The following is a 21,605-nucleotide window of genomic DNA, read 5'->3' as shown; positions in this document are numbered from 1 at the left end:
TGTCGCGGAATCGGCCTAGCGCGATCGCGCCGCTGGGGTGGCCGGGTGCAGCACGTTGCGCATCGCGATGCTGGAATGGATCCGCACGACCCCGGGCAGGCGGGACAGGATTTCCTTGTGTATCAACTCATAAGCGGCAGCATTGGGGGCCGATGCGCGCAGGATATAATCGGCATCGCCGGTCATCAGGAAACATTCCTGGATTTCGGGATGCGATCTGACCGCGGCCTCGAAACGGTTGAGATAGGCCTCCGTCTGCCGTTCGAGGGTGATCCGCACGATCGCGATGATGCCGTCATCCGCCGCGCCGGCGACGATGGCGGTGTATCCGCGAATCGTGCCGCTCGCCTCAAGCTGCCTGACGCGACGCAGGCAGGCCGACGGAGATAGACCGACCTGCGCGGCAAGATCGCTGTTCGGCATCCGGCCATCGCGGCGCAGCAGCCGGATGATGTTGCGGTCGATAGCGTCGATCGACACAAGATTCCTCCAATCAGGTGCTCGAACATCGCAAGTATGCGCGATTCTTCGCATATTTCACCGATAAATCGACATTCATTCGAATGATGATGCCCTAGCCTCCCTTGCAGGAGGAGCGGATGAGTTACCAGTTCGAACATGATGCATCCGCGATGGCGGGCGGGCGGTTGCGGATCGACCTTGCCGCGCTTGTCGAGAATTATCGCGCGATCCGATCGAGGGTGGCGCCGGCCCGGCTTGCCGCCGTGGTGAAGGCCGATGCCTATGGGCTGGGCGCCGGCCGGGTGGCGGGCGCGCTCCACGAAGTGGGTTGCCGCGACTATTTCGTCGCGCATCTGGCCGAGGCGCTGGCGCTCCGCCCGCTGATACCGGCCGGCGCGACGGTCTATGTTCTCAACGGATTGATGCCGGGCAGCGAAGCGGCCTGCGCGCGCACGGACATCGTGCCCGTCCTCAATTCCCTGGATCAGGCGCGCCGCTGGCAGGCTGCCGCGCGCGCCATCGGTCGCCCGCTGCCGGCGGTGCTGCAGGTGGATTCGGGCATGTCGCGGCTTGGCCTCGCGCCCGAGGATGCGGTGCGGCTGGCCGGCACGTCCGCCTTCAAGGCGCACATTTCGCTGCTGATGGTGATGAGCCACCTGGCCTGCGCCGACGAGGCGGATCATCCGGCCAACGCGGCGCAGCTTGCGAGTTTCACCGCGCTGGCGAAGCATTTTCCCGGCACGCCCATGTCGCTGGCCAATTCGGGCGGCGCCTTCCTGCCGGCGGGCTTCCACGGCGATGTCGTCCGCGCGGGCGTGGCGCTTTATGGCGGGGCGCCCCATGACGGTCCGGCGAACCCGATGCGCCCCGTGATCGCGCTCGACGCCCGCGTGATCCAGCTGCGCACCGTGCCGGCGGGAAGCGGGGTCGGCTATGGCCACAGTTTCCGGGTGAAGCGCCCGACGCGGATCGCGACGATCGGCGTCGGCTATGCCGACGGCTTGCCCCGCTCGCTCGGCAATAGCGGGGCGGCGTGGTTCAAAGGGCATCGCCTGCCGATCGCCGGGCGGGTTTCGATGGACAGCATCACGCTCGATGCCTCGTCGCTGGCGGAAGGCGCGCTTGCGCCGGGCGACTGGGTCGAGCTGATCGGGGCCAGCCAGTCGCTCGACACGCTGGCGCGCGACGCGGGCACCATTTCCTACGAGATCCTGACCAGTCTCGGCGGGCGCTATCATCGCCATTATCGCGAGCCCGCCCGTCACGCGCGGACGAACGCAGCATGAAGATCATCATTCTGGGGGGCGGCGTCATCGGTGTGACGTCGGCCTGGTATCTGGCGCAGGCCGGCCATGAGGTCCGCCTTGTCGACCGGCAGGCGGGGCCGGCGCTGGAGACGAGCTTCGCCAATGCGGGCGAAATCTCGCCCGGCTATGCATCGCCCTGGGCGGCGCCGGGCATACCGCAAAAGGCGATCAAGTGGCTGCTGATGGAGCATGCCCCGCTGATCCTGCGCCCGCAGGTCGATCGCGAGATGCTTGGCTGGCTGTTCGCCATGTTGCGCAACTGCACGAGCGCGCGTTACGCCATCAACAAGAGCCGCATGGTCCGGCTTGCGGAGTTCAGCCGCGACCGGCTGATCGACCTGCGCGGCGAAACCGGCATTGCCTATGACGAACGGATGCAGGGCACCTTGCAGGTGTTCCGCACGCAAAAGCAGCTGGACGGCATCGCCAAGGACGTCGAGGTGCTGCGCGCCGGCGGCGTGCCGTTCGAGATCCTCGATCCCGCCGGCTGCGTCGCCGCCGAACCGGGCCTTGCCAGCGTCGCCCACAAGCTGACCGGGGGTTTGCGCCTTCCCAATGACGAAACCGGTGATTGCTTCAAATTCACCAATGCGCTTGCCGCGCTCGCCGCCCGGAAAGGTGTCGCGTTCGATTATGGCGTCAATATCGCGGCGCTGGAGACCGCGGGCGGCCGGATCACCGGGGTGCGGACGGATCGCGGCCTGCTGACCGCCGATGCCTATGTCGTAGCCCTCGGCAGCTATTCGGCGCGCATGCTGGCGCCGCTGGGGCTGAAGCTGCCGGTCTATCCGGTGAAGGGCTATTCGATCACCGTGCCGATCACCGATGCCGCGCGCGCGCCGGTCTCGACGCTGATGGACGAGACCTACAAGATCGCGATCACGCGCCTGGGCGATCGCATCCGGGTTGGCGGCATGGCGGAGATTTCTGGCTATAACAATGTGCTGCCCGAACGCCGGCGCGCCACGCTGGCGCATTCGGTGGGCGATCTGTTCCCCGGCGCCGGCGATCTGGCGGCCGCGACCTATTGGTCGGGGCTGCGGCCGATGACGCCCGATGGCACGCCGGTGATCGGGGCGACAGCCTACGACAATCTGTTTCTCAACACCGGGCATGGCACGCTGGGCTGGACCATGGCGTGCGGCTCCGGCCATGTGCTTGCCGATATGGTGAGCGGCAGGCCGCCGGCCATCGACACCCGCGACCTGTCAATCGCGCGCTACGCAAGGCGCTGACTTCACAAACCGAAAGGACTGCATGATGACCATTCGCCGCCTTGAGGCCGGCCCCCGGATGAGCCAGGCCGTGATTCACGGAAACACCGTCTATCTGGCGGGCCAGGTCGGTTCCCCCGGCGAGAGCGTGACGGTTCAGACGCGCACCATCCTCGGCCAGATCGACGATCTGCTGGCGCAGGCGGGTTCGGACAAGTCGCGGATCCTTTCGGCGACGATCTGGCTGGCGGACATGACGACCTTCGCCGAGATGAACGCGGTGTGGGACGCATGGGTCGATACCGCCAACGCGCCGGCGCGGGCGACCGGGGAATCCCGCCTGGCGACGCCCGATTACAAGGTGGAGATCATCGTCGTCGCGGCATGTGACTGACGCGGTGCCCGCACGGCCCTGACCATCGCGCCGGTTCGCTCGCCCGCCGGAGGGCGAACCGGCCGGGGTGTCTGGCGGCGCCCATCCGCGCCACGCCGCCCGCCTTGCCGCCCGTGCCGCTTCGATCTAGCGCAGGCGAATGAGCAAGCTCCTCCCCCGCATTCGCCTGATCGTTCTGGCCCCGCTCCTCGCGCCGGCCCTGATGGCCGCCCCGGTAGAGGCGCGGGACGAGGGCGCCGCCTGGGCCGCGCAGGCCGCCCGCGTCACCATCACCCGCGACGATTGGGGCATTGCCCATGTTAAGGGCAAAAGCGACGCCGACGCCGTGTTCGGCATGATCTATGCCCAGGCCGAGGACGACTTCAACCGGATCGAGACCAACTATCTCGTCAGCCTTGGCCGGCTGGCCGAAGCCGAGGGCGAAAAGGCGATCTGGCAGGATCTGCGCCAGCGCCTGTTCGTCGATCCTGAAAGGCTGAAGGCCGATTATGCGCAATCCCCGCCGTGGCTGCAGCGGTTGATGCAGGCCTGGGCGGACGGGCTGAACCATTATCTTGCCACGCACCCTGAAGTGCGGCCGCGCGTCATTACCCGGTTCGAGCCGTGGATGGCGCTGAGCTTCAGCGAGGGCAGCATCGGCGGCGACATCGAACGCGTGCCGCTGACCCAGTTGCAGGCTTTCTACGACAAGCGCGCGATCGCGATGACCGACGCCGAAAAGGGCCTGCTCTATCGCGAGCCGCAGGGGTCGAACGGCTTTGCCATCGCGCCGTCGCGCACCCGCGACGGCCACGCGCTGCTGCTGATCAACCCGCATACCAGCTTCTTCTTCCGATCCGAACAGCAGGTGACGAGCGACGAGGGCCTCAACGCCTATGGCGCGGCGACCTGGGGGCAGTTCTTCATCTATCAGGGCTTCAACGCCAAGGCCGGCTGGATGCACACGTCGAGCGGCATCGACAATGTCGATGAGTTTGCCGAGACGATCGCGCGCGGCGAGGATGGCCGCCTGACCTATCGCTATGGCAAGGAACGCCGTGCCGTCACCGAAAAGCCGGTTACGCTGCGTTTCCGGGGCGCGGATGGTGAAATGCGCGAACGCCGCTTCACCACTTATGCCACGCACCATGGGCCGATCGTGCGCGAGGCGGATGGCAAGTGGATCGCCTTTGCGCTGATGAACCGGCCGGTCGCCGCGCTCGAACAGAGCTTCCTGCGTACCAAGGCGAGCGATTATGCGAGCTTCCTGAAGGTCGCCCGGCTGCAGGCCAATTCGTCCAACAACACGCTGTTCGCCAGCAGCAAGGGCGAGATCGCCTATCTCCACCCGCAATTCGTGCCGATCCGCGACGATCGCTTCGATTATCGCAAGCCGGTCGACGGCAGCGATCCGGCCACCGACTGGAAGGGGCTGCACAGCCTGGAAAGCCTGCCGCAGGCGGTGAACCCGGCCAATGGCTGGGCGATGAACACCAATAACTGGCCGTGGACGGCGGCCGGTGCCGACAGCCCGAAGCGTGCCGCCTTCCCGCGCTACATGGATCAGGCGGGCGAAAATCCACGCGGGCCCCATGCCGAACGCGTGCTTGCCGACATCCGCGATTTCACCCCGCAATCGCTGACCGCCGCCGCCTACGATCCCTATCTGACCGCCTTCGCCCGGCTGCTGCCGGGGCTGATCGCCGCTTATGACCGGCTGCCCGCCGCCGATCCGCAGCGCGCCGGGCTGGCGCCGGCCATCGCGCTGCTGCGCGGCTGGGATTATCGCTGGGCACGTGATTCCGCGCCGACCTCGCTCGCGATCTTCTGGGGCGAGGCGCTGTGGGCCGAAATCGCCGCACCCGCCAAGGCGGCCGGACTGTCGGTGTGGGACTATGCCGCCGATCGCGCCGTCGATGACCAACGGCTCGCCGCGCTGGCTGCTGCCGCCGACCGGCTGACCCGGGATTTCGGGCGGATCGCGGTGCCATGGGGAGACATCAACCGCTTCCAGCGCAATGACGGCGCGATCGTCCAGACCTTCGACGATGCGAAGCCCAGCATCGCCGTGCCCTTCACCTCATCGCAATGGGGCTCGCTCGCCGCGTTCGGGGCGAAGCCCTATCCGGGCACGAAGCGTTATTATGGCACGCTGGGCAACAGCTTCGTCGCTGTCGTCCAGTTCGGCCCGAAGCCGCGCGCCTGGGCGATCAATGCCGGTGGCCAGAGCGGCGATCCGGCATCGCCCCATTTCAGCGATCAGGCACAGCGTTATGCCGATGGTGCACTGCGCGAGGTGCGGTTCGACCCGGCCGACCTGCGCCGCCACACCGCCAGCAGCTACCGGCCGGGCGAGAAACGCTGAGCACCCGGCCGGGTATGTCGCTCAACCTTATTTCGGCGCCATGCGGATGGCGCCGTCGAGGCGGATCACCTCGCCATTGAGCATGGGGTTGGCGATGATCGAATCGACCAGCTGGGCATATTCCTCCGGCTTGCCGAGCCGGCTGGGGAAGGGCACCTGCTTGCCGAGCGATTCCGTTGCCGCCGGCGGCAGGCCCGCCAGCATCGGCGTCCAGAAGATGCCCGGCGCGATGGTGACGACGCGGATCGCATGGCTTGCGAGATCGCGCGCGACCGGCAGAGTGAGGCCGACGACGCCGCCCTTGGACGCGGCATAGGCAGCCTGGCCGATCTGCCCGTCATAAGCGGCGACGCTGGCGGTGTTGACGATCACGCCGCGTTCCTCGCCCACCGGATCAGCCTGCGCCAGCCGTGCCGATACCTTCGAGATCATGTTGAAGGTGCCGATCAGATTGACCTCGACCGCCTTGCGGAAGCCATCAAGCGGATGGGGCACATATTCGCGGTTGAAGGTCTTGATCGCGGGGGCGATGCCCGCGCAGTTGACGAGGATGCGGGCAACGCCGTGCGCCGCTTCCGCCGCCGCGATCGCATCCGCCGCGCTGGCATCGTCGGCGACGTTGACCTTGAAGAAGCGGCCGCCGATTTCGGCGGCGGCGGCCTGGCCGGCATCCTCGTTGAGATCGAAGATCGCGACCTTGCAGCCCTTGGCCGCCAGCATCTTCGCCGTCGCGCCGCCAAGGCCCGAGGCGCCGCCGGTCACGATCGCGGCGTGGTTCGCATAATCCATGATAATCCCCTTTGTTGGCGGTCGCGTCAGGCGAGTTCGATGGCGATGGCGGTCGCTTCGCCGCCGCCGATGCAGAGGCTGGCGACGCCGCGCTTCGCGCCGCGATGTTCGAGCGCCGCGATCAGCGTGGCGATGATCCGCGCGCCCGACGCGCCGATCGGATGGCCGAGCGCGGTGGCGCCGCCATTGACGTTGAGCTTTTCGGCCGGAATGTCGAGTTCGCGCGCGGCGATCATCGGCACGACGGCGAACGCCTCGTTCACCTCGAACAGATCGACGTCGGCGACCGACCAGCCGGCCTTGGCCAGCACCTTGCGGATCGCATCGACCGGCGCGGTGGTGAACAGTGCCGGTTCATGGGCGTGGGCGGCATGCGCCACCACCCGCGCGGCGACCTTGAGGCCCTGCGCCTGCGCTACGCTGGCGCGCGTCATCACCAGCGCCGCCGCGCCATCGGAGATCGAGGCGGAGCTGGCGGCGGTGATCGTGCCGTCCTTGGCGAAAGCGGGCTTGAGCGCGGGAATCTTGTCCGGCCGGGCATTGCCGGGCTGTTCGTCGGTATCGATCGTCACCGGGCCCTTGCGCGTCGCGACCTCGACCGCGACGATTTCGCGGGCGAAGGCGCCGCTGGCGATCGCCTCGTTCGCGCGGGCGAGCGAGCGGAGCGCATAGGCGTCCTGCTCCTCGCGGCTGAACTGATAGTCGCGGGCCGTGTCCTCGGCAAAGGCGCCCATCGGCTTGCCCTTGTCATAGGCGTCTTCCAGCCCGTCCATCATCATCGTGTCGATCACGCGATCATGGCCGATGCGCGCGCCCGAGCGGTGCTTGGGCAGCGCATAAGGCGCGTTGGTCATGCTCTCCATGCCGCCGGCGACGATCATGTCGACCGACCCCGCAGCGAGCGCCTCGGCCGCCATGATCGCGGCCTGCATGCCCGATCCGCACATCTTGTTGACGGTGGTGGCTTCCACCGAACGGGGCAGGCCGGCGCCGAGTGCCGCCTGCCGCGCGGGGGCCTGGCCAAGCCCTGCGGGCAGCACGCAGCCCATATAGATCCGCTCGATCGCGGTCGGCGCGACGCCGGCGCGTTCCACCGCCGCCCGGACCGCCGCCGCGCCGAGATCGGTGGCCGATGCGCCCGACAGCGCGCCCTGGAAGCCGCCCATCGGCGTGCGGGCATAAGCGGCGATGACGACGGGATCTGCGGACATGAAGCAACGACCTTTCAGGGGGCGCATCCGCACCTTGCGGCGCGGGTGGCAATGGAAACCTGGTGCCAAGATATGCGGCGCGCGGCGTTACTCAAGAGAGCCTTGTCGGGCAATCCGGCCATGCCGGAAAGGATCGTGCGTTATTGCGTTCAGGGGCATATCCTTGCGCTTCCCGATTCGGAGACGTCGATGCCCGCCATCCGCCTGACCACGAAACGCGTCGAAAAGCCCTGGGGCCGCAGGCAGCTGGGCGCGGGTTTCGACGACGTGGCGGCGGGCGGCGCGCCGGTGGGCGAGATCTGGTTCGAGCTGCCGGGCGGCGGCGACCCCGAACTGCTGGTCAAATATCTCTTCACCAGCGAGAAATTGTCGATCCAGGTGCATCCCGACGACAAGGCGGCGCAGGCGCGCGGGCTGCCGCGCGGCAAGGACGAGGCGTGGGTGGTGCTCGCGGCGGATCAGCGCGCGTCGATCGGCGTCGGCATGCGGCATGTGATGACGCAGGACGAGTTGCGCGCCGCTGCGATCGACGGTTCGATCGAGGACAAATTGTTCTGGAAGCCGGTGAAGAGCGGCGACGTCTTTTATTCGCCGGCCGGCACCGTCCATGCGATCGGCGCCGGGCTGACGTTGGTCGAGGTGCAGCAGAATGTGGACTGCACCTATCGGCTTTATGATTATGGCCGGCCGCGCGAGCTGCATCTCGACGATGGCGTCGCGGCATCGCGCCCGGTGCCTTATGTGACGCCGCATGTGCCGCGCGAGCTGGGCGGCGGGCGTACCGCGCTGGCTTATGGGCCGGCGCTGGTGCTGGAACGCTGGGCCGGCGCGCGGCGGACGGCGGTGAAGGCGGGCGAGGGCCGGCCGATCTGGCTGATTCCGATCGGCGGCAATGGCACGATCGATGGCGAGCCGTTCGCGCCCGGCGGGGTCTGGCTGGTCGAGGACGATGCCACCATCGACGTGAACGAGCAGAGCTTCATCCTCGTCGCTTATCCCGGCGCGGACATTATCGGCGGCTGATTCGCACCGCCGCCCGGTTGCGATCCAGCGCGACCACCAGATCGGCGCGCGGCGGCATTTCGGTGAGGACGTGCCGCGTCAGCCGCTCATAATGCGCGACGAACCGGGCGATCTGGCCATCGTCCATCAGGCCGGGCGCGTCGCGGGTAGCTGCGCGAAGCGCGGCTTCTTGTTCGGCCCGCCAGTCGCGCACCACGGCGAAATCGGGCGCGGCGAGCAAAGCGAGCAGGTCGATTTCGGCGAACAGGCGCTGATAGTCGGCGGCAAGCGCGGTGTTGACGAAGCGCCGCCAGCGGCCATCGGCATCCTCGTCCCTCTCCAGCGCATTGACCGGCGCCGCCAGCGCGTCTTCCGGCTGCGGGCGCGCACCGACGCACCAGCCTTCGAGGATCAGGAGCGCGCAATGAGCGGGCGCGCAATCCCATGTCGCGGGCGGGCGGCGATCGTCGGTGGCCTTGTCGAAGCGGGGAAGCGGCGCGGCCTCGCCCCGCCGCAACGCTGCGATCACCTGCCGGCCGAGCGCGATATCGTGGGTGCCGGGCACGCCGCGCGTGGCGAGCAGCGGATGTTCGGCGGCGGCGAGCGCCAGCCGCTCCGCGCGGGGCAGATAGAGATCGTCGAGCGAGAGTATCGCCGTGGGCGTGCCGGCGGCGTTGAAATGGCCGGCGAGCGCGGCCGCCAGCGTCGATTTGCCGCTGCCCTGCGCGCCACATAGCCCGACGACGAGCATCGATCCTGCGCGGCCGGCGAGGGCGGGGCCGATCGCCGCGATCAGCGCGTCGCGCGCGGCGGGATCGGCCCGATCACTCATGCGGTGACGCTCACGCCGCGATTTCGAGCGCCTCGCTCGCTTCCAGCCATTCGGCCTCGGCGGCCTCGATCTTCGCCTCGACATCGGCGCGCCGCTTCATCAGCGTCGTCATCGTCTGGTCGCGATCCTGCGGATCGGCGCTGGCCGGATCGAACATCGCGCGGTCGAGCGCGGTCAGCCGGGCGCCCAGCGTCTTGATCGCATCCTCCGCCGTCTTGACCCGCTTGCGCAGCGTCGAATTGCGCTCGCGCGCTTCCGCCGCCGCCCGGCGATCATCCTTGCGGCTCGTCTTGGGTTCGGCCGCGCCGCCCTGTTTCGCCGCGTCGCCCCGGCCGAGGACGAGATCGGTATAATCGTCGAGCGTGCCGGCGAATTCGCGCGCGGTGCCGCCATCGACCAGCACCAGCCGGTCGGCGGTCAGTTCAAGCATGTGGCGATCATGGCTGACCACGACGACCGCGCCTTCATAATCGTTGAGCGCCTGGACGAGAGCCTCGCGCGCGTCGACGTCGAGATGGTTGGTCGGTTCGTCGAGGATCAGCATGTGCGGCGCATCGCGGGTGATGAGCGCCAGCGCGAGACGCGCGCGCTCGCCGCCCGAAAGCTTGCCGACCTCGATCGTCGCCTTGTCGCCCGAAAAGCCAAAGCGGCCGAGCTGCGCGCGCACCGCTGCCGGCTTCGCATCGGGCATCAGCCGCGCCATATGCTGGAGCGGGGTATCTTCGGCGTCGAGTTCCTCGACCTGATATTGCGTGAAATAGCCGACCCGCATCTTGCCGGCGGTGGTGACGGTGCCTTCCATCGGCGTCAGCTGGGCGGCGAGCAGGCGGGCGAGCGTGGTCTTGCCGTTGCCGTTGCGGCCGAGCAGCGCGATGCGATCATCGGGATCGAGCCGCAGGTTGAGCCGCGACAGGATCGGCTTGTCGCCATAGCCGACGGTGGCGAGATCGAGCGTGATCAGCGGCGGCTTCAGCCCGTTTTCGGGGCTCGGGAAATCGAAGCTCATCGTCGGATCGTCGATCACCGCGGCGATCGGTTCCATCTTCGCCAGCGCCTTCACCCGGCTTTGCGCCTGCTTGGCCTTGGTGGCCTTGGCGCGCCAGCGATCGACGAAGGCCTGCAGCTTCGCGCGCTGGGCGAGCTGCTTTTCGCGTGCGCTGGCCTGCAGCATCAGGCGCTCCGCCCGCTGCTTTTCGAACGCGTCATAGCCGCCGGGATAGAGCGTCACCTTCCCCTTATCGAGATGGAGGATGTGATCGACGACATTGTTGAGCAGATCGCGTTCGTGGCTGACGACGAGGATCGTCGCGCGATAGCTTTTGAGGAAGTTTTCGAGCCACAGGGTCGCTTCGAGATCGAGGTGGTTCGACGGTTCGTCGAGCAGCAGCAGATCGGGTTCGGAAAAGAGCAAGGCAGCCAGCGCCACGCGCATCCGCCAGCCGCCCGAAAAGCTGTCGAGCGGGCGTTGCTGCATTTCCTCGTCGAAGCCGAGGCCGATCAGGATCTTCGCGGCGCGCGCCGGGGCGGCGTGCGCGTCGATCGCGTTCAGCCGCTCGTGAATCTCGCCCAGCCGGTCGGGATCGTGGCTGTGCTCGGCCTCGTCCAGCAGCGCCGCGCGCTCGAGATCGGCGGCCAGCACCGTTTCAAAGGGCGTGGCCGATCCCGCCGGCGCTTCCTGCGCGATATAGCCGAGCCGGGTGCCGCGCGGCATTTCTGCCGAACCGCTGTCGGCTTCGCCTTCGCCGGCGATGACGCGCATCAGCGTCGATTTGCCGGCGCCGTTGCGGCCGATCAGCCCGACACGGCTTTTCGGCGGCAGCGCGGCCGTGGCGTTGTCGAGGATGAGGCGGCCGCCCAGCCGCACGGTGATACCGGAAAGCGTCAACATAGCGGCGCCCCGATAGCAGGCCCCGCCTTCGGAAACAAAGGTGGTTCGGCGGATCGGATCAGCGCGGCGCGGTGGGCGGGATCAACCCGGCTCTGGCCAGTGCGGCCAGGCTCTTTTCGCGATAGGGCCGGGGCAGCATCATGCGATCATACATGATGTTGGGATCGCGCGCGGTGGCCGGGTCCATGCGTTCGAGCCGCGCCCAGGCGGCTTTCGCCCCGGCGATGTCGCCCGCGCTGGCCGCGACCGTCGCGCGCATCAGATCGGCGACGGGCTGGCCCAGCGGCGTCGGCGGCGGCAGATCGTCGATCATCTGGCGCGCACTGGCGATATCGTCGCGGCCGAGGGTGGCATAGACGAGCGCGGTGCGGGTGGCGATCGGCGCGTCGGGATCGAGCTTGACGGCGCGAAGGAGGACCGCTTCGGCATCGGGTTCGCTGCAATTCATCAGCATCACGCCCGCGATGCCGATCAGATTGGCGTCATAGGGGTTGAGTTCGATCGCGCGGCGCGCGCTGCGTACGGTGAGCCCGCAACCGGCCCCATATTGGGCGGACCGGGCGAGTGCGATCTGCGCAAACGCGTTGAACGGATCGGCGGCGACGGCCTTGCGCGCGAGGGCCAGGCTGGCGGCCCGTGTGCCCACCGCTTCGGGGTCGAAGCCGAACAGCTTGCGATCGGTTTCGACATAGGAGCGCGCCGCGAGCGCCATGGCGTGCGAGGGATCGTGCGCGAGCGTCCGATCGAGGCAATCGATCAGCCGCGCGTGGATGGGCGCCGTGCGATCGCGCCGGTAGCGATCGAATTCGAGGATGCAGCGATGGCCCGGCGCGAAGCGATCGCCGGCGACATTGCGTTCGTCGGTCGCGATCACGCCATAGGCCTGGGTGAGTTCGGAAATGATCGGCGCCAGCGCGGCACGCATCGCGGCATTATCGGTGGGAAGATCGACTTCGCCCGTCCACAATAGCTGGTTGGTCAGGCTGTTCGTCAACTGCAGCACCAGTTGCGGCGTGGCGCCGGCATTGACCGTGCCGGTCAGGCGATAGGAGGGCGGGCCGTTGGGGGATGTGCCGCTGGCGGGCGTCAACGGGCGGGGCGCGCCGGGCGCTTCTTCTTCGTCATAGACGCGGACGAGCCAGGTCCGTCGGAGGCCATCGAGCAGGATCGATTCCGCCTCTTCGTCCACCGCCGCCAGGCCGGGGGCATGATCGAAGGAGGCGACGCTGAGCACGGGCGGCTGGGTGAGCGCCGGGCCGGGGACGGCGGCATCGCGCCGACTGAGATAGAGCGCGCCGACGATCAGCGCGAGGACGGTCACCGCAAGCAATGCGGCAGCCAGCCGGAACAGATATGGCGGGGTCGGTGCCGGGGACGGCGGCGATGTTGGCGGGGGAGACGCGGTGTCGAGCGCCGCCAGCGCTTCGGGTTCGACCGGGGCGGTGGCCGATTCGGCTGGGGCGGCCTGTCCCGCAACGTCGAAGAAGACCCGATATTGCCCTTGCGGAATGTGCAGGCGGAGGCCCTCAGCGGCGCCCTCGCGTGCGTAGAAGGCATCCAGCATGCGGCGCAGGCGGCCCACCTGGACGCGGGGATAGCTGTCGGTCTGCGGGTCGAAGCTGTCGGGGCGGCCCAGCCCGTCGACCGCGACGGCATAGGCCTTCAGCACATCACCCCGCCCGGCGAGCGTTTCGCCGACGAGGAATTCGAGCAGGCGGCGCATCACCGGCGCACGCGCGAAATCCGGCGCGGCCGAGATTCGCGTGACCTCCTGCGCGATTCGCGCAGCCGTCACGTCGCGAGGAAGATCGCCCGCCTGGTCCGTCACGTTGATTCCGCCGTCCCCACATGCCCGTCGGCTGCCCCACATCAGCCCGGTGTTGTTACGGTAACATCGTTAAAGCTTCACCTAGGATAAACGGAGAAACCCAGCGGGTCACGATAGTTGCGACGGGCCGGTCGATCCGTCCGGTGTGGGCGTAAAATGCCGTCTCTTACTTAGCTTTTCAGCAATTTAAGGGCACATAGCGGATCGCGGAGGCTGATTGGTCACCGCATGCGGTGCTCCTAACACCGGCGGGTGGAGGTTCTGGTCCCCCCATCAGCCGAGGGATGCACGGCCAAGAGCGGTCGAGCGTGCAATCAAGGTTCTGCCCCCACGGAACGATTGCAATGCATCAACCGGCCTCGCTCTTCCGGCTGCGGCCCACCCCCACTGGGCCGCAGCCGGCACGAGCCTGCCTTCCAGAACCAACCTTGAAAACAAGCCTGGCCTAGCCGCCGATAGCGGGCTGTCCCGTCGCGTGATGGGCGTCCTTCGCCATCTGCGCGCCGGCCGGGCGGCAGGCCGCCATCACCACCGGAAAGGCGACATCGCTGTTCGCGACGAGCATGGCGGGCGTGGCGGCGGCGCAGGCATCGGCGCTGACATATTGGGTGTCGACCAGGCGAACATCGCGGCACGCCGTCTGATCGTCGGCGCAGCCCAGAATTGCCATGACGTAAAAGGCCTGTCCCAGCATGGAAGCTCTCTCTCCTTGCGGGAATCAACCTATCGCCGCGCGCCCGGTTCCGCTGTGACGCCGGCCACAGCATTGGTGTTTGGTGGCAATCGCCCTATCTAGGCGGCCCATGCCGCCCGACCGCCCATCCGATACCGCCCGGCCCGAAGCCGGATTCGCCGCGCTTCGCCGCTTCCTGCCTTATTTGTGGCCGGCGGATAATCCGGCGCTGCGCCTGCGTGTCATGGTGGCGCTGGCGCTGGTGCTGCTGGCCAAGGCGGCGACGCTGGCCATGCCCTTTGCCTATAAGGCGGCGGTCGACCGGATGGCACCGGGGCTCGAACCGGCGGTGATGCTGGCGGTGGCGCTGGTCGTCGCTTATGCGGGCGCGCGTTTCAGCGGCGTGCTGTTCGACAATATCCGCAACGCCATCTTCGAACGGGTCGGCCAGGATGCCGCGCGCCGGCTGAGCGAGGATGTGTTCCGCCACCTCCATGCCCTGTCGCTGCGCTACCATCTCGAACGGCGGACCGGCGCGCTGACCCGCATCGTCGAACGCGGCACCAAGAGCATCGACACGATGCTCTATTTCATCCTGTTCAACATCGCACCGACGATCATCGAACTCGCCGCGGTCTGCGCGATCTTCCTCGTCAAGTTCGGCTGGGGCATGGTCGGCGCGACGCTGGTGATGGTCGCCGCCTATATCCTGTTCACCCGGCGCGTCACCGAATGGCGGATGAAGGTGCGGCGCGAATGGGCCGAGCATGACGGCTATGCCACGCAGCGCGCGGTCGATTCGCTGCTCAACTATGAAACCGTCAAATATTTCAATGCCGAGGAAGTGGAGCAGCGGCGCTACGCAACCGCCGTCCGCAAGCTGACCGACACCACGGTGAAGGTCGAATCCTCGCTTGCCGTGCTCAATATCGGCCAGTCGCTGATCACCAACCTGATGATGGCCGGTGCCATGGGCTATACCGTCTGGGGCTGGTCGCAGGGCCTGTTCACCACTGGCGACGTGGTGCTGGTCAACACGCTGCTCGCCCAGCTTTTCCGCCCGCTCGACATGCTCGGCATGGTCTATCGCGAGATCCGCCAGGGGCTGATCGACATGGAGGCGATGTTCAAGCTGGTCGATACCCCGCCCGAGGTGGTCGATCAGGCTGGCGCGCCCGACCTTCACGTCGCTGGCGGGGCCCTGCGCTTCGAAGATGTGCGCTTCGCTTATGATCCCGACCGGCCGATCCTGAAGGGGGTGAGCTTCGCGATCCCCGCGGGCGGCACGCTGGCGGTGGTCGGGCCGTCGGGCGCCGGCAAGTCGACGCTCGCCCGGCTGATCTACCGTTTCTATGAAGTGACCGGCGGGCGCATCACCATCGACGGGCAGGATATTCGCGCCGTCAGCCAGGCCAGCCTGCGCCGCGCGATCGGCATCGTCCCGCAGGATACGGTGCTGTTCAACGACACGATCGGCTACAACATCGCTTATGGCCGCGACGGCGCGGGCCAGGACGAGGTGGAAGCGGCCGCGAAGGGCGCCGCCATCGACGGTTTCATCCGATCGCTGCCCCAAGGCTATGACACACGCGTCGGCGAACGCGGCCTCAAGCTTTCGGGCGGCGAAAAGCAGCGCGTGGCGATCGCGCGGACATTGCTCAAGAATCCACCGATCCTGATCCTCGATGAAGCGACCAGCGCGCTCGACAGCCGCACCGAGGACGAAATCCAGACGACGCTCGACGCGATTTCGGAACGGCGCACGACGATCATCATCGCCCACCGCCTGTCCACCGTCGTCCATGCCGACGAGATCGTCGTGCTCGACGCCGGCCGGGTGGTGGAACGCGGCAGCCATGCCGCCCTGCTCGAAGCGCGCGGCATCTATGCCGAGATGTGGGCCCGCCAACAGGCCGAACGCGCGGCGGAACTGGTCGAGGAGGCGTAACGGCCCCAACGCGGGGCTATGGCCTGTCGGACAAGCTTCGCAGACGCACGGCACGACCGAAGGCGGCGTTGGGGACGCCGCCGCTTTACGCGCCAGCCTTCGCGCCATCGCCTGACTCGCTGGTAGGCAGGCGGCGGTGCCGATGTTAGGCATTCCGCCATCGCAGCAAGACCGGCGGGTGCCGGCGGCGCGGAGGAGGGGCGATGACACGCAGCTATCGATTGAGCCGGCAGGCGACACCCTTGCACCCCGGCGCCGCGCTGGGATTGGCGATGACGGAGGGCGAACAGCCGCAGCCGGGCGCGGGCGAGGTGCTCGTCCGCGTTCGCGCCAGTGCGCTCAACTTCGTCGATCTCACCCTGCTCGATGGCTCCATGCCGGGTATCGACGGGCGCGTGCCCCTGCTCGACGGCGCGGGCGAGGTGGTTGCGGTGGGCGCGGGCGTCACCCGCTGGCGGCCGGGCGACCGCGTGATCGCCAATCCGCACCAGAACTGGATCGGCGGCTTGCCCAGCCCCGAAAATAACGGCGTGGTCATCGGCTGCGTGGTCGATGGCATGCTGCGCGATCATGCCTGCCTGCCGGAAAGCGGCCTTGTCGCGATGCCCGACGGGCTGAGCTTCGAGGAAGCGGCGAGCCTGCCCTGCGCAGGGCTCAGCGCGTGGAACAGCATTCTCGGCGGGCCGAGCGGACGCGCCTGCAAGCCTGGCGACACGGTGCTGACGCTTGGTACCGGCGGCGTTTCCCTGTTCGCCGTCCAGTTCGCCAAGGCGGCCGGCTGCCGCGTGATCGCGACGACATCGAATGCGGCGAAGGCGGAATTGCTGCGCGGCCTGGGCGCCGACCAGGTGATCGATTATGGCGAGACGCCCGAATGGGGCGCGGCGGTGCTGGAGGCGACGGGCGGTCGCGGCGTCGATCTCGTCGTCGAGGTCGGTGGCCCCAACACATTGCCGCAATCGCTGCGCGCGGTGCGGACCGGCGGGCGGCTGGCGCTGATCGGCATCGTCGCCGGCATGGGCCCGCTCGATTATCTGCCGCTGCTCAACATCACGACGCGCACGCTGACCATCTTCGGCAACGGCATGGGCAGCCGCGATGATCTGGAAGCGATGCTGCGCGCGGTGCGCTATCACGGCATCCGCCCGACGATCGACAAGGTTTTCGACTTCGATCAGGCGGTGGAGGCGATGGGCTATTTCGCGGCGCGCCGCCATGTCGGCAAGGTCGTCATCCGCCACTGACGGCGGCGCGCGGCGCTCCCTACAGCCAGTTGGCTCGTTTGAAGCGGATGTAGAGCGCGCCGCACAACGCCGTGATGACGCCAAGCACGACGAAATAGCCGTAATGCGTCTTCAGTTCGGGCATGTTGGCGAAGTTCATCCCGTAGATGCCGGCGATGGCCGTCGGCACGGCCAGAATCGCGGCCCAAGCGGCGAGCTGGCGGGTGATCGTGCCCTGGCGCTGCTGTTCGAGCAGATGGCTGACTTCGAACACCGATGACAGTACTTCGCGCAGCGAGCCGACCATCGCCTCGACCCGGCGAACATGATCGAGCACGTCCTTGAAATAAGGACGCGCCTCGACATCGAGGCAGGGCAGATCGAGATGGACGAGCTTGCTGCACACTTCCGACATCGGCCCGATGATGCGCTGGAAGCGGATCAGTTCGCGTCGCAGGTTGAAGATGCGCATCACCTCGTCCCGGGTGAGGAAGGTGTCGAGCGCGCGTCGTTCCATTTCGAGGATCGATTCCTCGACGGTCTCGACGATCGGCAGATAGCCGTCGACGATGAAATCAAGGATGGCGTGAAGCACATAATCCACGCCCTGGTTAAGCAGCGAAGGCGCGGCTTCGAGCTGGGCGCGCAAGGCGCTGTGCGCGCGGGCCGATCCGTGGCGGACGCTGATGATATGGCTTTCGCCGACGAAGATCGCGGTTTCGCCATAAGCGATCGTGTCGCCTTCGAGATGCGCGGTGCGGGTGACGACGAACAACTGGTCGCCATAGACGTCGACCTTGGGCAACTGGTGCGCCTTGAGCGCGTCCTCCACCGCAAGCGGGTGCAGCCCGTAGCTCACCTCAAGCTGGCGCAATTCCTCCTCGGACGGCTCGACCAGGCCGATCCAGGCGAACTCCGATCGATCCTTGGAACATTCGACCCGCTGGTCGAGCGTGATCGCCTCCGCCTTCTGGCCGTGGCGATACACATAGGCAGCGACGACGCTCATGGCGCCTCCCGAAAATCACCGATGAAGGGGCGTAGCAGATCGCCGCCGCCGCCGAAATGAGGGGTGCGTCCCCCAAGGGGGGCGAGATCATCGATCCGATATGTGATGGTCGGGGAGAGAGGATTCGAACCTCCGGCCCCTGCCTCCCGAAAACACGTGACACCATGTTTTTCCTCACTTTTTCTTGCGTGTTCCGGCTTTGTTGCCGGGAACATGACATGAACTGACGCACGTAGCACGGACATAACTCGGACACGCTCAGGCCCTCCGCCGATCGACGGCGTTGCGAGCGTCTTCCATGAAGTCCGGGTGGTGGTGGGCATAGAGCTGCGTCGTGCGCGCGTCCGAGTGCCCAAGCCAGCCGCCAATCTTGTCCAGCGGCACGCCTGCCTGTGCCAGCCAAGTGCCGCACGTGTGCCGGAGCGTGTGCGGCGTGACGTCATCCAGGCCGGCATCAGAACAGGCGGTGTTGAATGCCCGCTTCATGTTGTCGAGCCGCGCACCGTCGCGGTGGACGACATAGCCAAGGTCGGTGCCGCGTCGCCGAGCGAGGCGGAGGAACGTCAGCAGACGGCGGGGGATGGGGAGATGGGCCCGCCCCTTCGATGTGCGCTGCCGGCCGGGCGGGTTGAAGTCGATGCGGCCGGCCTCAAGGTCCACCTGTGGCCAGCGAAGCTCCAAGATCGCGCCCTTCCGCGCGCCGGTATGGAGCGCGATCAGGATGAACAGCGGCAGATAGGGGCGGGTCGTCGCATGGCCGGTTCGCGCGGCGTTGAGCAACGCGGCAGCCTCCGACCGGCGAAGCCATCTGTCCTTGCCCTCCGGTTTCGGCGGAAGATGGACAGTGGGCGCGTAGGTGATGCGGCCTTCGTCCTTCGCGTAGTTGATGGCCGCGCGCAGCGTCGCCAGTTCACGCCGGATCGTTCCCGGCGCTTTGCCGCGCTCGCGCGCATAGGCGCGGCACGTCTCACGGGTGACGTCGCCGACGGCCCGGCCGGCCCAAAAGGGAGCGAGCGCCGCAATCGCATAGCCGATTCGCTGAGGATCAGCGGCGTGCGGGGCATGTTCGGTGCCGTACAGGGTTAGCGCGTCGTCGATCGAGAACTGAGAGGGATCACGTGGCCCGGCTGGCCGGGTGGCGCGCTCGCGCTCCTGGATGAACTGGGCGAGCGCGATTTGAGCTGCTGCGCTATCGTCAGTGCCCGTGCTGAGCTGCCGGGTGCGGCCGGCCTCGCTCCACTGGATGTACCAGCGGCCACGGTCCCGGACGAAGGCGAGATATGGGCCCCGATTCGGTCGCGGCATTTCGTTTCCTTCCGGCTCTGGATGAACTCCCGCACGTCATCCGCGTCAAAGAGATAGGCTTTGCCCAGTTTGACGGCTGTAAGGCCATCCGCGCGCATGGTCCGAACCGTGCGCGCCGAGGGAAGCCCGAACTCCGTCGCCACCTGTTCCGCTGTCATCAGGCGACACATCAGACGTTGTGCTCCCGATACGGCGCGAGGATGCGTTCGAGGTTCACGTCGGAGATGTCGCTGCGGAGATCGTAATGCGCGGCGACCAGCGCGAGCGTTGCCAGTTTCAACCGCGCCGGCACCGGGTCAATGCCGTCCCAGGTGGCCGCGTACGCCCGCACGGTGGCCGACGCCGCTTCGATCAGGATTTCCAGCGTGGCATCTTCATAGGTGCCATCGACGCGGCAATAGAGCTTCGCTTCCTCAAGCGAGACAAGCGGCATGGCCTCGTCGATGACGGGGGTGGCACCCTGGATCATGTCGGCCCAGGCCGAGACAACGGCGGCATCGCTGACTTCGGGGCCAAGGCCGGTGGCCTCGCGCATTTCGGCAATCGTCGTCATAACGCTGCCTCCTGCTTGGCGCGCGGGTTCCATCCCTCCACCTGGCGCACTTCGTCCGCGTCGAGCACGCCCGCGTCGATCGCGATCTTGTGGGCATTCCAGCGCGTCGCCGGGTCGCCGCGCAGGAAGCCCGACAGGTCCAGCTCCATTTCGAGGCCGCTGCCGGCCGGGAAGACGCTGCGCGCAAACTCCGCCTCGATCTTGCGCGCCCACGGGGCAAGCGTGAACATGGCGAACCAGCGGCCAGCCGTTTCGGAGTTGGTGAACGTGTTGTGGCTGTAGTCCTGCACCAGCGGCGGCGGCACCTGATAGATGCGGCAAATCTCCTCCACCGCGAACTTGCGGCTTTCGAGCAGCTCGGCATCCTCGGGCGAAATCTGCGAAGCCTTCCACTGCGCGCCGCCGTCGAGGATCATCACGTTGCCGGCCTTCTTCGCGCCGGTGTGGCGTTCGGCCATCTGTTCGCGCAGCCGCGCGAATTGGTCGCCCGTCAACACGCCCGGCATTTCGAGCACGCCACTGGGCTGGGCGCCATTGTTCAGGAAGCTGCGGGCAAAGTCGTTCGCGGCCATCGCCCCGGCCAGAGCATCACCGGCGCGGCTGAGGCGCGAACGGCCGATCAGGCCATCATCTGTCCGGTCGCGAAGGTGGATCACCTCACCGGCCAGCAGGCGCCAGCTACGGCCCCGGGCATCGCTCACGTCATAGGCAAGCCGCCCGCTGGACAATTCGGCCACCGTCACCATCCCCCAGGGGATATAGCGGAGCCCGGCAAGCTCACCGCCCGGGCCGCGCAGGATCTCGGCCAGGCCATTGCCGGTCAGCAGTGTGGAAGCGACCAGATGCTCGATGAACTCGGGCCAGGTCATCGCGGCCGTGACGCCCTCGCGGGTGATCCGGGCGAGCGGGTGGCCAGAAACCTCCGTCCGGCCATCGCCCTCGCGGCGGTAGATCAGCGCCGGGATCGAGGCGAGCGAGCTGGCGATCACACCCGTGCAGGCGAGCACGGCGGAAAGGTTCTCCGCCGCGCGCGCCGACATGCCGGCCATGGCACCGATGCCGGGCGCGAGCGCGGCCCAGCTCGGATCGTCGCCAGCGCGCTTTTCATAGCCGGCCCATGCGGCAAGGCGTTCGATCATCCCCATGCGCCAACCTCCGCGAGAATGAGGCGCCGCGCACGCCGGCTGGCTTCCGCGCCGGCCGTGAGCGAGCGCAGCGCAATTTCCGTGTCGGGATACGCGGGCCACGCTTGCACGATGGAGATTTCGCGCAAACCGACGCGGTGGAGCGAGCGGCGGTTGCCCTGCCATGCCTCCCCGCCCTTGGGCACCGTGAAGCCGAAGGACATGCCCCCCAGGTCGCCGCGATCCGCCAGCGCCAGCACGTCTCGGCCAGCCTGCGTGTCGGGAAGGTCGAGCGAGAAGGCGAGGCCGCGACTATCTTCCGACAGGCGCAGCGTGCCCGAACGGGTCCGCCCCAGCACCTTGCCGGGATCATGGTCGAGCATGGCGAGCACGTCGCCGGCCAGCGCCTCGCGGAATGCGCCGGGGGCGATGGTTTCGGTGAAGCGGCCAAGGTTGGCCACCGTGCCGAAGGTGGCGGCATATCCCTCGATGCGCCGCC

19 protein-coding genes and 1 pseudogene are annotated in these 21,605 nt (G+C 67.6%); 7 read left to right on the top strand and 13 right to left on the bottom strand.

What is annotated here, in order from left to right; all coding sequences use genetic code 11:
* Positions 1–15: 15 nt before the first annotated feature.
* Complete coding sequence (locus CHB74_RS09885; RefSeq protein ID WP_245842795.1) at positions 16–480, bottom strand: Lrp/AsnC family transcriptional regulator; 465 nt, start codon at positions 478–480, stop codon at positions 16–18.
* Between the two features lie 119 nt (positions 481–599).
* Between CHB74_RS09885 and alr the strand changes: the two genes are divergently transcribed.
* The 4 genes from alr to CHB74_RS09865 all read left to right on the top strand — a co-directional run bounded on the left by alr (position 600) and on the right by CHB74_RS09865 (position 5,721).
* Positions 600–1,748: an alanine racemase gene (gene alr, locus CHB74_RS09880; RefSeq protein ID WP_089219477.1), complete on the top strand. Its 1,149-nt coding sequence runs from the start codon at positions 600–602 to the stop codon at positions 1,746–1,748.
* Positions 1,745–3,004: a D-amino acid dehydrogenase gene (locus CHB74_RS09875; RefSeq protein ID WP_089219476.1), complete on the top strand. Its 1,260-nt coding sequence runs from the start codon at positions 1,745–1,747 to the stop codon at positions 3,002–3,004. The genes alr and CHB74_RS09875 overlap by 4 nt, the downstream gene beginning before the upstream one ends.
* Positions 3,005–3,029: 25 nt before the next feature.
* On the top strand, positions 3,030–3,377 hold the full coding sequence (locus CHB74_RS09870) for a RidA family protein (RefSeq protein ID WP_179220795.1): 348 nt from the start codon (positions 3,030–3,032) through the stop codon (positions 3,375–3,377).
* Between the two features lie 139 nt (positions 3,378–3,516).
* The gene (locus CHB74_RS09865) at positions 3,517–5,721 is read left to right on the top strand and encodes a penicillin acylase family protein (RefSeq protein WP_089219474.1); all 2,205 of its coding nucleotides are present in this window, start codon (positions 3,517–3,519) and stop codon (positions 5,719–5,721) included.
* A gap of 27 nt (positions 5,722–5,748) precedes the next feature.
* Here the strand turns inward: CHB74_RS09865 and CHB74_RS09860 are convergent, their stop codons facing one another.
* Positions 5,749–6,510 carry an SDR family NAD(P)-dependent oxidoreductase gene (locus CHB74_RS09860; protein ID WP_089219473.1) on the bottom strand — a complete coding sequence of 254 codons (762 nt, stop codon included), beginning with the start codon at positions 6,508–6,510 and terminating at the stop codon, positions 5,749–5,751.
* A 26-nt stretch (positions 6,511–6,536) separates the two neighbouring features.
* Positions 6,537–7,721, bottom strand: a complete 1,185-nt coding sequence (locus tag CHB74_RS09855) for an acetyl-CoA C-acyltransferase (protein WP_089219472.1) — start codon at positions 7,719–7,721, stop codon at positions 6,537–6,539.
* Between the two features lie 189 nt (positions 7,722–7,910).
* On the opposite strand from CHB74_RS09855, the gene CHB74_RS09850 reads away from it, so the two are divergent.
* On the top strand, positions 7,911–8,744 hold the full coding sequence (locus tag CHB74_RS09850) for a class I mannose-6-phosphate isomerase (protein ID WP_089219592.1): 834 nt from the start codon (positions 7,911–7,913) through the stop codon (positions 8,742–8,744).
* Here the strand turns inward: CHB74_RS09850 and CHB74_RS09845 are convergent.
* The 4 genes from CHB74_RS09845 to CHB74_RS09830 all read right to left on the bottom strand — a co-directional run bounded on the left by CHB74_RS09845 (position 8,731) and on the right by CHB74_RS09830 (position 13,965).
* Positions 8,731–9,555 (bottom strand): kinase, encoded by an 825-nt coding sequence (locus CHB74_RS09845; protein ID WP_089219471.1) that lies wholly within the window; start codon positions 9,553–9,555, stop codon positions 8,731–8,733. The two genes, CHB74_RS09850 and CHB74_RS09845, sit on opposite strands and share 14 nt — an antisense overlap.
* Before the next feature lie 10 nt (positions 9,556–9,565).
* On the bottom strand, positions 9,566–11,443 hold the full coding sequence (locus CHB74_RS09840; RefSeq protein WP_089219470.1) for an ABC-F family ATP-binding cassette domain-containing protein: 1,878 nt from the start codon (positions 11,441–11,443) through the stop codon (positions 9,566–9,568).
* A gap of 58 nt (positions 11,444–11,501) precedes the next feature.
* Positions 11,502–13,271, bottom strand: coding sequence for a hypothetical protein (locus CHB74_RS09835; protein ID WP_245842794.1), 1,770 nt, complete (start codon positions 13,269–13,271; stop codon positions 11,502–11,504).
* Positions 13,272–13,716: 445 nt separating this feature from the next.
* On the bottom strand, positions 13,717–13,965 hold the full coding sequence (locus tag CHB74_RS09830; RefSeq protein ID WP_245842791.1) for a hypothetical protein: 249 nt from the start codon (positions 13,963–13,965) through the stop codon (positions 13,717–13,719).
* Positions 13,966–14,074: 109 nt separating this feature from the next.
* Between CHB74_RS09830 and CHB74_RS09825 the strand changes: the two genes are divergently transcribed.
* Both CHB74_RS09825 and CHB74_RS09820 read left to right on the top strand, forming a co-directional pair.
* A complete protein-coding gene (locus tag CHB74_RS09825; RefSeq protein ID WP_089219469.1) occupies positions 14,075–15,892 on the top strand; it encodes an ABCB family ABC transporter ATP-binding protein/permease in 1,818 nt (605 codons plus the stop codon).
* Positions 15,893–16,095: 203 nt separating this feature from the next.
* The gene (locus tag CHB74_RS09820) at positions 16,096–17,136 is read left to right on the top strand and encodes a zinc-dependent alcohol dehydrogenase family protein (protein ID WP_089219468.1); all 1,041 of its coding nucleotides are present in this window, start codon (positions 16,096–16,098) and stop codon (positions 17,134–17,136) included.
* 19 nt (positions 17,137–17,155) lie between these two features.
* Here CHB74_RS09820 and corA read toward each other — a convergent pair whose 3' ends face one another.
* The 6 genes and pseudogenes from corA to CHB74_RS09790 all read right to left on the bottom strand — a co-directional run.
* On the bottom strand, positions 17,156–18,124 hold the full coding sequence (corA, locus tag CHB74_RS09815; protein WP_089219467.1) for a magnesium/cobalt transporter CorA: 969 nt from the start codon (positions 18,122–18,124) through the stop codon (positions 17,156–17,158).
* Positions 18,125–18,382: 258 nt separating this feature from the next.
* Positions 18,383–19,429 carry a tyrosine-type recombinase/integrase gene (locus CHB74_RS22425; RefSeq protein WP_089219466.1) on the bottom strand — a complete coding sequence of 349 codons (1,047 nt, stop codon included), beginning with the start codon at positions 19,427–19,429 and terminating at the stop codon, positions 18,383–18,385.
* A gap of 23 nt (positions 19,430–19,452) precedes the next feature.
* A pseudogene (locus CHB74_RS22770) lies at positions 19,453–19,587 on the bottom strand (helix-turn-helix domain-containing protein); the annotation flags it as partial.
* An 11-nt stretch (positions 19,588–19,598) separates the two neighbouring features.
* The gene (locus CHB74_RS09800) at positions 19,599–19,982 is read right to left on the bottom strand and encodes a head-tail connector protein (RefSeq protein WP_179220792.1); all 384 of its coding nucleotides are present in this window, start codon (positions 19,980–19,982) and stop codon (positions 19,599–19,601) included.
* A complete protein-coding gene (locus CHB74_RS09795) occupies positions 19,979–21,127 on the bottom strand; it encodes a phage portal protein (RefSeq protein WP_089219464.1) in 1,149 nt (382 codons plus the stop codon). Before CHB74_RS09795 ends, CHB74_RS09800 begins: the two co-directional genes overlap by 4 nt.
* Positions 21,118–21,605 (bottom strand): HK97 family phage prohead protease (locus CHB74_RS09790; protein WP_144033765.1); only part of this gene is annotated, 488 nt, incomplete at its 5' end. The genes CHB74_RS09790 and CHB74_RS09795, both read right to left, overlap by 10 nt.

The sequence above is a fragment of the Edaphosphingomonas laterariae genome, assembly GCF_900188165.1.
Taxonomy (GTDB): domain Bacteria; phylum Pseudomonadota; class Alphaproteobacteria; order Sphingomonadales; family Sphingomonadaceae; genus Sphingomonas_E; species Sphingomonas_E laterariae.
This window is presented reverse-complemented; position numbering and strand designations above follow the sequence as displayed.